Origin of the sequence: Aquirufa sp. (assembly GCF_044342065.1) — a bacterium.
Taxonomy (GTDB): domain Bacteria; phylum Bacteroidota; class Bacteroidia; order Cytophagales; family Spirosomataceae; genus Aquirufa.
On the sequence record NZ_JBIIQN010000038.1, the window covers coordinates 1 to 16,506 of the forward strand.

Annotated in this window: 9 protein-coding genes, 2 tRNA genes and 1 pseudogene; 7 read left to right on the forward strand and 5 right to left on the reverse strand. The window is 44.1% G+C overall.

The features are described 5' to 3' along the window. The 4 genes and pseudogenes from ACIQZ2_RS10650 to ACIQZ2_RS10665 form a co-directional block, all read right to left on the reverse strand. A pseudogene (locus ACIQZ2_RS10650) lies at window positions 1-3,715 on the reverse strand (hypothetical protein); the annotation flags it as partial. Between the two features lie 134 nt (window positions 3,716-3,849). Then, complete coding sequence (locus tag ACIQZ2_RS10655) at window positions 3,850-5,022, reverse strand: helix-turn-helix domain-containing protein (RefSeq protein ID WP_395768840.1); 1,173 nt, start codon at window positions 5,020-5,022, stop codon at window positions 3,850-3,852. 88 nt (window positions 5,023-5,110) lie between these two features. After that, window positions 5,111-5,920 (reverse strand): hypothetical protein, encoded by an 810-nt coding sequence (locus ACIQZ2_RS10660; protein ID WP_395768841.1) that lies wholly within the window; start codon window positions 5,918-5,920, stop codon window positions 5,111-5,113. A 512-nt stretch (window positions 5,921-6,432) separates the two neighbouring features. Continuing rightward, window positions 6,433-6,678: a hypothetical protein gene (locus tag ACIQZ2_RS10665; protein WP_395768842.1), complete on the reverse strand. Its 246-nt coding sequence runs from the start codon at window positions 6,676-6,678 to the stop codon at window positions 6,433-6,435. Between the two features lie 207 nt (window positions 6,679-6,885). Here ACIQZ2_RS10665 and ACIQZ2_RS10670 point away from each other — a divergent pair, with 207 nt between their 5' ends. The 5 genes from ACIQZ2_RS10670 (at window position 6,886) to tgt (ending at window position 15,593) form a co-directional block, all read left to right on the forward strand. Next, window positions 6,886-8,268, forward strand: a complete 1,383-nt coding sequence (locus ACIQZ2_RS10670) for a peroxiredoxin family protein (RefSeq protein WP_395768843.1) — start codon at window positions 6,886-6,888, stop codon at window positions 8,266-8,268. 276 nt (window positions 8,269-8,544) lie between these two features. Continuing rightward, on the forward strand, window positions 8,545-9,375 hold the full coding sequence (locus ACIQZ2_RS10675; RefSeq protein WP_395768844.1) for a sugar phosphate isomerase/epimerase family protein: 831 nt from the start codon (window positions 8,545-8,547) through the stop codon (window positions 9,373-9,375). Between the two features lie 116 nt (window positions 9,376-9,491). Next, entirely contained in the window at window positions 9,492-10,604 is a 1,113-nt protein-coding gene (locus ACIQZ2_RS10680) for a Gfo/Idh/MocA family protein (protein WP_395768845.1), read from the forward strand. 3 nt (window positions 10,605-10,607) lie between these two features. Then, window positions 10,608-14,216, forward strand: coding sequence for a PVC-type heme-binding CxxCH protein (locus tag ACIQZ2_RS10685; protein ID WP_395768846.1), 3,609 nt, complete (start codon window positions 10,608-10,610; stop codon window positions 14,214-14,216). 243 nt (window positions 14,217-14,459) lie between these two features. Then, entirely contained in the window at window positions 14,460-15,593 is a 1,134-nt protein-coding gene (tgt, locus tag ACIQZ2_RS10690) for a tRNA guanosine(34) transglycosylase Tgt (RefSeq protein WP_395768847.1), read from the forward strand. On the opposite strand, the gene ACIQZ2_RS10695 is transcribed toward tgt, so the two are convergent. Beyond that, window positions 15,594-16,064, reverse strand: coding sequence for an Lrp/AsnC family transcriptional regulator (locus tag ACIQZ2_RS10695; RefSeq protein WP_395768848.1), 471 nt, complete (start codon window positions 16,062-16,064; stop codon window positions 15,594-15,596). It abuts the gene before it with no gap. Between the two features lie 98 nt (window positions 16,065-16,162). Here ACIQZ2_RS10695 and ACIQZ2_RS10700 point away from each other — a divergent pair. Together ACIQZ2_RS10700 and ACIQZ2_RS10705 are read left to right on the forward strand one after the other, a co-directional pair. Continuing rightward, window positions 16,163-16,235: transfer RNA gene (locus ACIQZ2_RS10700), tRNA-Gly, on the forward strand. Between the two features lie 45 nt (window positions 16,236-16,280). After that, window positions 16,281-16,366 (forward strand) — tRNA-Leu (locus ACIQZ2_RS10705). Window positions 16,367-16,506: the final 140 nt, after the last annotated feature.

Here is a 16,506-nt window from a genome sequence, read left to right on the forward strand (position 1 = left end):
CAAAGGAGTAGTTATAGGTTCCATTATATAGTCCACTTTCTGAAGCAGTTTCCACTGCATTCGCAAATCCATTAGGACCAAAAGTCGCTGAAGCCGAGGTGACTGTAGTAATAACCGCGTTCTGAATTGTCGATGTGGTTGTTCCAGAAGTGATCGTTGCGCCAACTAGATTTACGGCCTGCCCTGAGGTTAATAAAGCAGTAGATATTCCGGCTTCTAATGCATCCGCACAACCGTCGCCATCGGAGTCTAAATCTAGGCGATTGGGAACTCCATCCCCATCCGTATCCATGTCTATTGAACCGCACAATGCTCTAAATTCCCCCAAAAACATGTTATAGGCCGCGTCTACGGTTCGACCAGCTGTACTTACTTGGTTAAGGCTGTTATTACTAACATCATACCAACCATTCAAGATATTTAATTTTAGTTTCGTAACATTTTTAAACGTACGAGGGAAATTAAATACCTGTGCGCCTGGTAGTGACCCACTTCCATTGGGTTGGGCCGTTGTGTAAACGCCGGTTGTAAATACTTGACCATTATTAAAGGTGATTTCGACCGTAAAATCTTTGGGCGGCGCATCCCCTCCACCATAATTTGTTGCGTCTGGTGCCCATAAAACCACTCCGCCTAAATTAGCACGAGCAGCTAACGTATATTCAATAAATCCTGAGGTAAGCGGTTCCTTTAATAACCAAGCATCGGATAGCGTCGAAGGTGCTGTTACCGTTGCGGAAAGTCCAGAACCAAAAAAACCAGAACCGTCAATCGTAGAAGTTGCCGTGTTTCCGCCAAATACCGGACTTGAGGTGGCAGAGACCGGAGTAATCAAAACGTTGCTTCCGCAATCCTGTGATTCATCCAAATCTAATATTCCATCATTATCATCGTCCAGGTCAGTGACATCACCCACGCCATCGCTATCCGAATCCAAACACCCGTTAAGTGCTGCATCTACTGCAAAGGATCCATAATTTGAGGCATAATTAATTGTTCCGGCGGTTGCTCCCTCTTTTGTATCAATTAGTCCATTGTTATTCGCATCATTCGTTGGACTCACAAAGGAGAATTGGAAGTTGGCCGTAGTGCTCGTAGTCGCCCCAGCTTCCAGTGCGTCGCTACAGCCATCCGCATCTGAATCGGTATCCAGATGATTTAATTTACCATCTGCATCGGTATCGGTGGTACAAGAGACTTTCGGATTTAAGCTGGCTTGATAGGTTGGCAACGTTTCAAAATACACTTCATTCGCATAACCCGTATTATTAATACCTCCTCCGGAAACCCAATAAATTCGGTAGTGCAGGTACTTCCCGGAATTTTGTGTTACGGTAAAGGTATTTGCATTAATGGTTCCAACTAAACCAGGAACGGCGGTGACGAAATTATATCCATTGCCTAAAGTGGTCCAACTGGTATTATCATTTGACGCTTCTAAGCGTAAAACCGTATTCGCATTAAAGTGGGTATTCGCGTTTATATAGCCAAGATATATGGTTTTCAACTCCACCGGCATGGGCATGTTAAACGAATAAACTGGTCGGGCGGCCGTTGACGTGGCATTAAAAATAACGGCATAGCTTGCTGCTCCTGTACCGTTGTCTCCATCTACTAAATCATTTGGACGATTGTAGGAGGCGTTTACGGATAATGGTGTCGAAACGCGAATACTTGGTCGCGCACCCGATAGCCATTCACCTGACGAATAGAAACAAAATGGAGATTCTGTGGCATCTAGAACGCCATCATTATCATCGTCAATATCTGAAACGTCTTTGATTCCATCTCCGTCCGTATCCGCACAAACAGTAAAGCTATTATTTAGGGCATAGAGACTATAATTATTGATGTAATTAATCACACCATTATCTGCAACCGTTTCAACGCCGTTTGCCAGTCCATTTGATCCATAAGACCCTGCTGCAATCGCACCAGCTATCGAATTCGTAGAAGTAACAGCTCCGCTAATTCCATTTTTTACAGAACCGGAATTTAGTGTTCCTGATACGCCTGATTCTGTGGCATCAGGACAGCCGTCACCATCTGAATCTAGGTCGAGGTGGTTGAAAATTCCATCGTTGTCTGTATCTAAAACACCCGTGCAATAGACATCCTGAATTTCAATTAAAAAGATATCATCCACACCAAAATCGGCAGAAGATGGAGCTCCTGTCGTTTCAAAAAGACTAATGGCCATCGTCGTTCTGCTTCCCGAATTAATGGTTGCTTGCCTCGACACCCAACTTCCTGTTGTGCCAAAATTACCTTGTTGGCTCCCGCCATTAATCGTATAACTTACGCGTGCAGGATTACCATGTCTAATTGAAAATCCAAATCTGTAGTTCGTATTAGGCTTAACGGTAACTGTTTGACTCCAAAATGCAGTAAATGGCGCTTCGCAGTCGGCATTTAATTGCATAGCATTGCCTTCAGACAAGGATCCTGCGCTGGAGGCCCAGCCAGAAGGCGATACAATGTAAGCCCCACAGGCGCCAATATTTCCTGGTGTATAGGTGGTGGTAAATCCAGTATTTCCTAATTCAAAATCTCCATTGACAACTAGATTAAATTGTTTGATAGCAGCATCATTGAAAATTTGCGCATCATTCGTTAAAGTCGAGCAACTGTAGCCTTCCGTGTAATCTAAAATCCCATCATTATCATCATCAATGTCTATTAAATCCGACACTCCATCCGAATCTGAGTCCAAACCTGTACAGGTATTTAAATTAGCGGATAAGGCATAATTTGAATAAGACGAAAAGAACTTTAAGATTCCACTTTCGGCAAGCGTCTCTAAATCATCGGCTAATCCGTTCGCGCCATAGGTACTTAACGCTCCGGCGATAGCACCTGTCATGTTGGTTGTGGTCGTCACCACGCCACCATTCGCACCATTTTTTACATCCCCGCTGCGTAAAGTTCCTGGAACACCCGCTTCTTTCGCGTCGGTACAGCCATCGCCATCCGAGTCTAAATCGAACTGATTGGACAAGCCATCATTATCCGTATCACATACTTCGTATAAAGGATCAGCTGAAATAGAAACACTGGCATTTTGCATGGGCGATGCTAAGCCGGTATTTTGGAATTGTAATTCCTCGCTGGTTGATCCAGCTATAAATGTAATAAAGCGCGTTTCCCAGCCGCAACCCAACGTAGGGGTATACTGATCGATGACGGTTGTTCCTAATTTAACCGTAATTCTACCTAAAGCCGGTGTTGCAGCGAATTTGGCATAAAAGGCTTTTAGGATGTAGGTCTTGCCAACCGTTAAACCTGTAATGGTTGTTTTAAATGCTTCTTGTGTATTTGAATAAAAGTTGACCCACGAAGTGTGGCCATTGGGTGCAGCAGGTGCCACTCCCGTACAACCTCCTTGCCATCCACTATAAACGGAAGATGCCGTTGTTGCAATATCGGGAGATGAATTCGTAATGGTCCAACCCGTAGGAACCCTTTGCTCTGTTATTGTAGCAATGGTATTCGTCGCGGGCAATAGTATAGTAGACTTACAGTATTCGTCCGTATCAGGTATCCCGTCATTGTCATCATCTAAGTCAATGGAGTTGATTATCCCATCGCCGTCAAAGTCGGCAGTCGGCGCGGTGTTTTGACCAAATGCATTTGGACTAAAGCTTAAATTTAGAACAATAAAAAACAAGACTTGCGCGAGCGCAAAACCAAACGTTTTTGGGTGAACGTTCTTCATACAGGGCAAACATTTTTAAAACTAAGTTGCGCGCTCAGATCCCCTTACATGTAAAATCCGGCAAACAAATAAATAAAAATGAACCTTGGGGATGTGTCAAGAAAAATGCACCTGACAGAAATTGGACGAATGAATTAACCTATTTTGGAGCTGAAATACTCCTTGGGCGTACAGCCTTTGGCCTTGCGAAAAGCCGTATAAAAACTTTGACGCGAACCAAAACCCGATGCCTCCGCAATGGCTTCAATGGATGATTTTGCTAAGAAGTCGGGGTTGGCCAACTGCTCCTCGATGTAGGCAATTCGGTAATTATTCAGGAAGTCCCGGAACGAGATATTGTGTTTTAACTTAATGGCCTGGCCAATCATCCGATGCGGATGTCCCGTTAAGGATCCCAACAATTCCGCGGATAGTTGGGAATTCAAAAACACCTCTGTCGTCTTAAAATACTCTTCAACCTTGTCGGCAAGGGCCAACAGCCGCTCATCTTCCTTCTCCGCCCGAACAATTTCCTGCTCTGTTTTAGGCTCAGGCTCTTGCCCTTTTAGCTGCTCGGCTAAGATTTGAACATCCAATAATTTGGGATTAACGGCTAGGTAGAACAGGTGAAAAACAAATTCCGCAATCAATAAATAATCAATGGGAATAAAGGATGCCTTGCCATTGTCCGTGAAAATGAACGTGTACCAAATGTAATAAATCGTACAGATGCGAAAAACGAAAACACCGATAATCCAATAATGAAAACTTCCTTTTTGGAATAAAATCTGATTTTCTTTTGCGCGTCGGAAGCGAATATAATAATACACCATCGCGACATAGAAAATCAGATACATCGCAAACTTCGCATAAACATGGCAAATGGGATCAAACCACATAAATCGCTCACTGAAGGCAAAATAGTCCCCTTGCCCTAACATCCATTTAATCTCTTCTATCTTCGTTTGCTTCGAACTCAGATAAAATGGCGCATTTTCAACTAATTGAATCAGAAATGGAATGAAAAAAAATAGATGCTTTTTGTTGAACTTGGCCCTTGGGTGAAGTAAATGCCACATAAACATAAAGTTTAGGGGTGGAAATGTATAGAAGAGAGGAGCTAAAGTTCTAAAGAAATAGGGCGTTTCGATGATATTTTCTGGCAATAGAAAATAAGCTGCAACCATTAAATACCCGAGCAACAAAAACTGAACAGCAAGTACTTTGGCGACAACAAGATTACCTTTTCGAAATAAAAAGTTCAGTCCAAAAAGCACACAAAGTGAGCTTACCAAGGAAAAGGCATAAAGCGAACCAACATTTAACATAACTAGAACACCGGATTAGGGAACTAAATGAACAAAAATTGGACAAAATAATTTGTAACAAAAAATGCCCAACACAAAAGTTGGACACTTAGGAGTTCTGTTCCTTGCTGGTAAAAAACAGCGCTGGAGTCGTGCCGTGGAGCCGTTGAACTGCATTATGCAAACCTTGCCGTGAGCCAAAACCGCTTAACTCCGCCAACATATCTTGCGAATAGCTCTGCCATTTTTGATCGTATTTTCTTTGCTCTACGATGTAATTGATTCGCCACGAATTGACAAAATCTGGATAGCCTAATTGGTAAATGTAACTCGTCGTCCGCGAAAGCGACTTGGTCGAAATCTGTAATTTCGTCGCTGTTTTTTCTAGGTTCAAATCCGGATCCAAAAACGGTTTTTCATCCGCAAAATATGCCTCTAAACGCGCGGCATATTTTTCATATTTCTGTAACTTTTCTGCCTGCTCATCAGGCTCAGGGATCCTTTCATCTTCCTGTAACCTTAAAACCAATGCCTTAAACGTCACCCCATCCAACAGCGCTGGGCGGTAAAGCACAATACCCAAATTAACAAAAGACGCTAAATGCATCAACAAATCTGCATACGAAAAGCGAAGGTTATTAAAGCCAATCCAGCCAACTAAGTACGCAATGACAAATACAAGGGTAAGCAGCGTTAAGGAACTGTGGGCCAGCAGCCAATTCACTATAAATCGATTTCTCTGATAAAAATCTTTGGTGCTTTTATTGATAAAAATCAAGACAAGCACCATGGACGCAATGGCATACCCCAAACCCGAAACAACCTTAAGGAAAGACAAAAACTTAATTGAAAAAAAAGAAATGTTTCCTGGATAATTTACCAACGATTTGTACTTCAAGACCAATTGAATCTCTGCCATTTTAACTTCAGCGGGAGCCAAATAAAACGGTATTAATTCCACCAAATGAAGAAAAAAGGGAAGAAAAAAAATGGCGTGCCAGCGAATAAATGGAGTTCGTGGGTACAACATGTAATACACAAAAAGAAAACCTACGGGGGGGCCTAAAAAATGTACAGGAGATCCGATATAGAATAGATGAGGGAACTCGACAATTCTGCCACCTGTAGCAAAATAGGCCAATACAATCCGCGAACAAAAAATGATAAAAAAAAGACCTAAAAATTTAGAAGCCAATAGACCTTTCTTGAAAATTAAATGCAGCCCGAATATTGCCACGAGCGTGGAAACAACGAAATCATAGAAAAATTCAACCAGTGTTAGCACAAGTTTATTTTATTGGTAAGTTCAAGGGTTTTGTTCAATTAGCTTCAAAGGTAAACTTATGCGGGAATAAACAAAAAACCCTAGTGAAAAAATCACCAGGGTTTTACTTACTCCGTGTTCTAAATTATATTCTTTAATATGAAATGCTATTGAAATTCTGCAAAATCAAAAAAGATTTCATCAGAGTTTTGAAAACGCTGCCAACGTATTTCAAACAGGGTATAGGCTTCATCGTCCAACAGAAGCTCTAGGCTCTGATTATTTTGGTCGGTCATTTGAAAATCTATCGATAGACGGCGGCGCTCTGTTGAATAGTTTTTTTCGATACGTTCTACCTGAGAACCCATTAAGAAAACAATTCGGTTTTGATCTCGTAATCGATAACATTTCATGCATGAAGCATTAAATACAAACAAATTAAATTCTTTCGTCACGAAAGGCCTGTAAACAAAAAGTGTTTCGACATATTTTTGACAAAAAACCTTCCCTAAATGGCCTAAAATGCCCAAAAACACAGATTCTTGACAAAATAAAATCGTAGCTTCTAAGAATAATTCAATAATAAAACGGAAATTTGCAGGATATCAACCGAATTGTATATGCGTCCTTTTTACCTTGCTTTGTTTCTATTCGTCAGTCTAACGACGCAAGCCCAATACCGCATCAATCTGCAGATAAATACCAAACAAGACAGTATCGCCTACCTGCGCGGAGTAGTTTTCGATGACAAAAATTATTTCCCAAAAGACACCATTCGAATCGCTAAAAAAAACATCGTCCTTCAATCCACGAAACCCATCGTAGGCGGCATATACTATTTCCAATTAGACAAAAGCAAAAAGCGACATTACTTCATCCTCGAAAATAACGACAAACTCAGCTTAACGATTTCAGGAAATGAAATACAATCAACCAACCCGCGCAATCAGGTCTTCATCCAATACCAAAAACTCGAAAAATCATTCCGCGTTATCGATTCGCTCTATGCAGTTGAAATCGCTCGGGGTCGGAAGTTTAGCTACAGCGATAAGGCCGCATTCTTCAAAGATAAAACCAGCGCTTTAAAAGCTTTTCGAACAAAAGCCTTACCTAAGCTAAACCCTTCGGAAGTGCTGCACATCTATTTCTCTGCTTTGAATCGCCTTGATGGATCCGTACCCGACAAAAAAAATTATGCCGCACGTGCACAGTTTATCAAAGGCTTGGATTTTAATACCAACAAACTGCTTTTTATTCCAAACTATAAAGATCTCTTGACAGAGTACATGGGCTACTATCCCACGCAGGCTGATTCGCTACTAAAAGGCATCGATATTATTCTGAAAAAGGTCAACTGCCAATCGAAATCCTATCCCTACGTTTTCGACTACTTTGCACAAATCATGCGCAACCGGAATGTGCAAAACAACACAGAAGGCTTCGTCAAGTTTGTCAATACTTACGTCGAAAAAGGAAATTGCCCTTTTCCGCAATCCGCCCAAAAATCGGCTTTCATTGATGAGGCCAAGCGACTTCAAGCGACGCTAAGCGTTGCCAAGAGTCCCACAATTAGTTTACCGGACACTGCAGGAGTTAAGCAAGATTTGGATGCCTTTGCTCGTTTAAACGACTATACCCTATTGGCATTTTACGCCCCTACTTGCGATCATTGCCAAAAAGAAGTGCCCGAAATGGATAGCACAATGAAATTCATCGAAAGCCGCTTAAATCTTAGCTTAGGCCGATTCTACGTCTGCAACGAACCGGGCGTACCGAAAGCCACTTGGCGTAAATTCATCTCCGACTATAAAATCACGAGTAACGCTGTCCACGTGGAGCTACCCAACATCTCAGACATCCGTACTCAATATGATGCCTTCACAAACCCCGTGTTTTTCCTACTAAACCGCGAAGGCGAAATTGTCGCCCGCCGCATCAGCCCCACCACCCTACGGAAATTCTTTGCCGAAATCCAGCGGCAGCGAATAAACACAAAACCGTAGATACGCATTTTCTGCGTCGATTCCCTAAACTGTAGAGACGCGATACCTCGCGTCTAAAACCACAAATCGTAGAGACGCGACACCTCGCGTCTAAAACCACAAACCGTAGAGACGCGATACCTCGCGTCTAAAAAATAAAAGACGCAAAGTATTGCGTCTCTACAAATCAGGAAAATAGTCGCGAAGCATCGCTTCTCCACAAAAAATACTCCAACGTCCAAGGACCAACGTCCATAGTCTAAATTTTTCTTATCTTGCCCCACAAACCTATTCAACATGAAACATCCCATCGCAATGAACCTGCTCGTTTACGGGCCGGAGATGGATCAGAACGTATTATCCGAATTAGCCTTCATCGCCGAAACCGGCTATCAAGGCATTGAAATCCCCATATTTAACACGGATTTAGCACACTGGGAGGCTTGGAAAAACGAGGCTGATCGGCTCGGTTTGCAGATTTTTGCCTGTGGAATTGCTGGGCCCAACGAGAACTTAATTTCCCCCGATGCAGCAGTGCGCAAAGCGGGTTTGGAATACATCAAAGCCACCATTGACATTGCCGCTTACTTAGGATCCCCCTATATTTCAGGACCGATTCACTCCGCTTTAGGCGTGTTTACCGGTAAACCCGCCACCGAACAAGAAATCAGTTGGGCCGTGGATGGCGTACGCGAAGCGGCCAATTATGCCGCATCTAAAAACATCACAATCTGCTTGGAATACCTCAATCGCTTCGAGAGTTATTTGGTATCCTGTGCCGATGAATTGTATGCCTTAGTCAGGAAAATCGACCATCCAAACGTGCGCATCATGTACGATACATTTCATGCCAACATCGAGGAAAAAAACACATCCGAAGCGCTGAAACGCATTGTGGATGTAACCCCTCATATTCAAATATCCGAAAGTACGCGCGGAATTTTAGGACAAGGGCAGGTAGATATTTCCGGACTACTTATTACATTAGGCGAATTGAATTATCAAGGCTGGATTGTCGTGGAATCCTTTGGGATTAAACTGCCTGCCGCCCATATTTGGCGTAAAATGTTTGAGAATGAACGCGAGTTGATCGAGAAATCGTATCGGCATTTGATGTCGATTGGATAGTTACTCTTTGGCAAACCTTCAAGGATTGCCAAAGTTTGAGACGCTTTTTCAGCGTCGATTCCTGATGAGTGAAAAATAAAAACAGACGCGAAGTATCGCGTCTCTACATACAACCTATGAAAAAATACAACGTAGCCATCGTCGGCCTAGGATTTGGAGCCGAATTCATCCCGATTTATCTGAAACACCCTTTGGCCAATATGTATGCCATTTGCCAAAGAAACGAAGACAAACTTAATTCAATCGGCGATGCATATGGGATTGAAACCCGTTACACGGATTTTGAGAAATTAATTCAAGACCCGAACGTCGATGTGGTACATATCAACTCCCCCATTCACCTGCATGCCGAGCAAACCTTGAAGGCGCTAAACGCTGGCAAACACGTTGCTTGTACCGTTCCAATGGCTACCACCGTGGAAGAATGTAAGGCGATTGTCGAGGCGAGCAAACGCATGGGCAAAAAATACATGATGATGGAAACCGTGGTCTATGCCCGCGAATTTTTATACATCAAAGAACTATATGAGAAGGGAGAATTAGGGAAAATTCAGTTCTTGAAAGCGTCTCACCAACAAGACATGGACGGCTGGCCGGATTATTGGCCAGGTCTTCCTCCGATGCACTACGCGACGCATTGCGTGGGTCCGGTAGCGGGTTTATTGCGCTTGGAGGCGGAATATGTGTCCTGTTTTGGTTCCGGAACGATCCGCGAGGAACTGATCCAACATTACAATTCCCCATTTGCTGTGGAGTCGGCGCACATCAAATTCCGTGATTCGGATTTAAGCGCGATGGTCTACCGTTCGCTGTTCGATGTAGCCCGTCAATACCGCGAAAGTTTCGAGGTTTATGGATCCAAAAAATCCGCGGAATGGCCATTAATCGAAGGCGAAGAATTGGTCGTACACACCGCCAAAAAACCAGAGCCCGAAATACCAACGAAAGTTCCTACGCCAGATTTCGCACATTATTTACCAGAAGAAATCCAAAAATTTACCACCAAAGGTGTCTATGACGAGGATGACAATACGCACTTATCCTTCACCCAAGGGGGAGGACACGGCGGTTCTCACCCCCATTTGGTGAATGAATTCTTACAAGCATTAGCCACTGATCGCGATCCATTCCCGAATGCACCGCAGTCGGCCAACTGGACCTCTGTCGGCATTTTAGCCCACGAATCTGCCCTACAAGGTGGAAAAATCATTGAAATACCTAAATTTTAAGCCATGCGTTTATTACTGATTGCTTGCCTATTTTTGTCTCAATTCGCGCTGCAAGCCCAAACCGGCCGCAGACTCGAGCTACTCTTTTTAGGAGACAAAGGACACCACAAACCTTTTGATCGACTGCCAGCATTGCAGTCGGCCGTGGGTGTCAAAGGAATGAACATCACCTACACGGAATCACTGAAAGACTTGAATCCCACGTATTTGAATAAATTTGACGCTTTGGTCATCTTTGCAAACCACGATTCGATTCCTGCAGCTCAGGAAAAAGCGTTATTGGCTTATGTGGCCAACGGACATGGCTTGGTGGCGATACACTGTGCGTCTTTCAACTTCCGTAATTCGAAGGAATTTGTGAAGATGGTTGGTGGGCAATTTTGGCGCCATGGCATGGATTCGATTCGTGTGAAAAATGAGGCGAATACGACGGTTCAAATCAAGACGGTGGACGAGACGTATTTGCATAGTCAATTACAAGCCGACAATCAGATTTGGCAGAGTCGGATTATTGGACCAGAACAGGCGAAAGACAAACCAGGCGCAACCACAGAACCCTATACTTGGACTCGTACCTACGGAAAAGGAAATGTATTTTACACGGCTTATGGCCATGATGAAAGAACGTGGAATACAACGGGTTTTCAAGACTTGATTACCCAAGGGATATTACATGCCGTAGGAGCTGAAAAACGTGCGATTTTGACCGCTTTGAATTTGCCAACTTTAAAATACCGCGAGGCAAATTTGCCCAATTACGAAAAAAGGGAGGGCCCGCAAATGCAACAATTACCTTTGAGTCCGGAGGAATCGGCGAAATTTATTCAGGTGCCGGTGGACTTCAACTTACAATTATTTGCGGCTGAACCGAATGTTATGCACCCGATCGCCATGGCTTGGGATCACAAAGGACGTTTGTATGTGTTGATTACTAAAGACTATCCAAACGAGCGGAAAGAAACGGGCGGAAGTGATTATATCTTATTGTGTGAAGACACAAATAAGGATGGGAAAGCAGATAAATTTACCAAATGGGCTGACGGTTTAAGCATCCCTACCGGTATGGTTTTCGCTAACGGGGGTATGATTATTTCACAGGCGCCACACATGATTTTCTTGAAAGATACGGATGGTGATGACAAGGCCGATGAGCGTAAGGTTTTATTTACGGGGTTTGGTACAGGTGATACGCACGCTGGGCCTTCGAATTTACATTATGGGTTTGACAACTGGATTTGGGGATGTATCGGATATTCAGGATACAAAGGAAAAGTAGGTGCGGATTCCTTGCAATTCGCGCAAGCATTCTTCCGTTTCAAACCTGATGGTTCGAAAATGGAACACATGACGACGACGTCAAATAACACCTGGGGATTTGATTTCAATGAAGCGGGCGATGTGTTTGGTTCTACGGCCAACAATGCACACGGTTGGTATATGCCGATACCGCACCGCAACATTTGGCGTGCACCAATGTCCTTGAACGGGTCCAAAAATACGGATACCCATAAAGACATGCGGACGATTACCCAAAAGGTGCGCCAGGTGGACGTATTTGGTGGATTTACAGCTGCCGCGGGACATAATTTTTATACGGCGAGGGCTTTTCCAAAGAGCTATTGGAACCAAATAGCTTTCGTTTCAGAACCGACAGGTCACGTGATTCACCAGAACCGACAAGTTGCGAAGGGCTCTGATTTTAGTGATCAAGAGGCCTTTAATTTAATGGCCGGGGCAGACGAATGGGTATCCCCTGTCTTCGCGCAAGTGGGTCCGGATGGGGCTGTTTGGGTGGCAGATTGGTATTCATACATCATTCAGCACAACCCGGTTCCGCAAGGATTTAAAAATGGGGGTGGTAATGCCTACGACACGGATTTGCGTGACTTTACGCATGGCCGTATCTACCGGATTGGGTATAACAAAGCGCCGGCATACACACCAGAAGATTTAAGTACACCTGCAGGTTGTGTGAAGGCTTTGTCTAGCAACAACTTGTTTTGGCGCTTATCTGCCCAACGTTTATTGGTAGAACGAGGAAACAAAGATGTTGTTCCGGCATTAATCGCGCTTGTTTCTTCCGCGCGTGTGGATGAAATTGGATTGGCGCCTGGCGCGATTCATGCGTTAAGAACATTGGAAGGGTTGAACGCCTTGCCATTCGATGTGAACGTGAAAGCCTTGCGTAATCAAAGCGCGGCGGTTCGCAAGCAAGCGGTGCAAGTTATACCACGTACAGAAGCAGGGGCGAAAGCGCTCTTATCGAATGGTTTATTGAATGACCGCGATTCCTTGGTTGTTTTAAATACGATTTTGGCCTTGAGTGAAATGCCCAATAGTCCAGCGATTGAAACCGCTGTGATGAAAAAAATTGCGGCAAGCCAACAAAACGAGGACCGCTGGATTCCAGATGCTTTGACGGCTTGGGCGATGTCGGCAAATCAAACACGCATCGAAGGAATCATTCGTTCGGAGGGCGCAAAATCGGCACAGACGGTTGCTGAGAAATTAGCCAAAGACTTAAAAAATCCATCGGTGGATGGGTCTACAACTGGGATTGATTTAGTCGTAGAAGAAGTACAAGTAAAGGGCGGCAACTTCAAATTACGTGAAGGAGCCAGCTTTGTAATTCGCGTGAAAAATCGCGGAACACAGGCTTTGGCGAAAGAAATTCCGGTGCCATTAACGGTAAAAATTGAAGGCATGGGGAGTCGGGTAGACTTAGAATCCTATACCTTCAAAGATGGGATAGCCCCTGGCGAAACGATTTCCGTAGTGAAAAATAACAACGGTCCTTGGACTGGGAATTTGGGTTGGACTGCAGAAAACGCAGGTAACTATACGATGGAAATTGCGTTGGATCCTAAAGCAACTATTGCCGAATCAAATCGTGGAAATAACGCATACCGACAAGCCATCACAGTGAATAATACATCAACTTTATCGAGCTACATGGTGGAGAAAATCTTCCGTGCTGGAGCTACAGAATGGACGGCTAATCAGGTGGTTGACAAATTACGCTTAATCACTAACCCGGAAAGCATTGCGATGGGCGTGGCGATGAAGGGTGCGGCAGGCACATGGAATGCGAAGCGTGCGGCAGATTTATCTGTTGAAAGCAAGGCATATTTCATGGCTTTGTCCAAAGTTGTGCGTCCACAGGATGTGGAGATGTGGGAGCGTTTGGCGAATGCTTGGAAGATTGAAATCCCAAGTACAGAGGCCAAAGGGAAAGTGGTCAAAATCACGATTCAAACCATCAAGGAAGCGATGAAATACAGCCCAGCGGAATTCAAGGTTCCAGCAGGCGCAACGGTAGAATTGATTTTTGAAAACGTAGATGCGATGCAGCACAACTGGGTGTTGGGAGCTTTGGGCAGCCAGGAAAAAATTGGATTGGCGGCAGACAAAATGATCACGGCAGCTGATGGGGCAGCGAAAAACTACATTCCGGCGATGCCAGAAGTATTGGCATTCACACCATTGGTGGAATCAGATGGACGGGTAAAAGTAGTCTTCAAGGCACCGAGCGTACCGGGTAATTATCCGTTCTTATGTACCTTTCCGGGACACTGGCGGATTATGAATGGAGTGATGAAAGTGGAAAATTAGACGCTGGACGTTAGACGCTGGACGTTGGACGTTGGATTGTAGAGACGTGACACTACGCCTCTTTGGTAAACCTTTCAGGATTGCCAAAGTTTGAGACGCTTTTTCAGCGTCGATTCCCCAGACTGAAGTATGGGGTTATAATAAAAAAATAATAGACGCGAGGTATCGCGTCTCTACAAAACCCTCCGGACTGACCACTGTCTACTGACAACTGTTTACTGACTTTTTCCGTACCTTTGCCGCATGAAATTCGAAATTGAAAAGTTAGACCCGAATTCAAAGGCGCGGGCAGGGAGATTGGAGACAGATCACGGGGTGATTGAAACCCCCATTTTCATGCCAGTGGGTACCGCAGGTACCGTCAAAGCCGTTCATATTTCGGAACTTTCAAAACCCATTAATGCCCAAATCATTTTGGGAAACACCTACCATTTATACCTCCGACCAGGCCTCGATGTCATCGAAGCAGCGGGCGGATTGCACAAGTTTAATGGTTGGGACAAACCGATATTAACCGATTCAGGCGGCTATCAAGTGTATTCGTTGGCAGGAACCGGTCGGAAAATACAAGAGGAAGGCGTCAAATTCAAGTCGCACATCGACGGCAGTACGCACTTTTTCAGTCCAGAAGGCGTGATGGATATTCAGCGCACGATTGGGGCTGATATCATCATGGCGTTTGATGAATGTACGCCCTATCCATGTACCTACGAATATGCACGCAAGTCGATGGACATGACGCATCGTTGGTTGGACCGTTGCATTACCCGTTTCGAAGAAACTTCGCCAAAATACGGCTACGATCAAACCCTTTTTCCCATTGTACAAGGGAGTGTATTCTCAGACTTACGTAAAGTTTCAGCGGAATACATCGCTTCAAAAGGCGCTTTGGGGAATGCGATTGGAGGGCTTTCCGTGGGGGAACCTGTGGAGGATATGTATAAAATGGCGGATGAAGTAACCGACATTTTACCCAAAGACAAGCCCCGTTATTTAATGGGAGTGGGCACTCCGGCAAATATTTTGGAAGGAATCGGTCTCGGAATCGACATGTTTGATTGTGTCATGCCGACTCGGAATGCGCGCAATGGCATGATTTTCACCACCCAAGGATTTATCAATATCAAAAACGAAAAGTGGAAGTCGGACTTTTCGGTGATCGATCCATTCTTCGCAGACGATATACATGGGCAATATACTAAAGCCTATTTACGGCACCTGATACGTTGTGAAGAGCTGTTGGGCCCCATGATTGCCAGCGTTTTCAACCTCCGTTTTTACCTGTGGATGGTGGGTGAAGCCCGCAAAGAAATCCAAGCAGGCACCTTTACCGCGTGGAAAAACCGAATGATTCCGCAGTTCATGAACCGCTTATAATCAAGGAATCGGCAGTACTTTACTCTCTTTAAAACTTGAAAGAATCACCATGGTGGAGGTAGCGGCCACCTCTTCGATTTCGTTGATTTTTTCCAACATCAATTTTTGGTAGGTAGAAATATCTTTGGAAATAATCTTCAACATAAAATCACCAGATCCTGTCACATGATGGCATTCGATTACTTCTGGTATAAGGTTTATTTGGTTAACAAACGATTCCGTTACCTGTTTTTTGTGTCCCGTCAAAGTCACCGTAACGAAGGTGCTAACCCCTAAGCCTATTTTGTCACGATCTACTTGCGCATGGTAACTTTGTATAATTCCCAAGGCTTCTAATTTCTTTACGCGCTCCAAGGTAGGTGCTGGAGATAGGCCAATTTCCTTGGATAATTGGGCGTTCGTAATCTTCGCATTTTGCTGAAGAATTTCCAATAATCTATGATCAATTTGATCAAGTTTGTTGATGCTCATTTGCTGATTTTAAAAGACTAAAATTAAGATTTTTTAAGGAATTTTGCCTAGATTCTTGCATAAATAACTTTAAGGTCCTACTTTTGTACCCACAAAACGCGAAAGTAGCTCAGCTGGTAGAGCGCGACCTTGCCAAGGTCGAGGTCGCGGGTTCGAACCCCGTCTTTCGCTCAAAACGAGAAGGCACCTCTAGGTGCTTTTAAGTTTTACAGGGCTGCCTGGGTGGTGGAACTGGTAGACACGCAGGACTTAAAATCCTGTGAGCCGAAACGCTCGTATGGGTTCGATTCCCATCCCAGGTACATAAATCGACAAAAACCTACTTAGGAAACTGAGTAGGTTTTTTGTTTTAGGGTATTGTAGAGACGCGATACCTCGCGTCTTAATAAACAAGACCATTGTAGAGACGCGATACCTCGCGTCTCTACAAAAAATCCTCCAA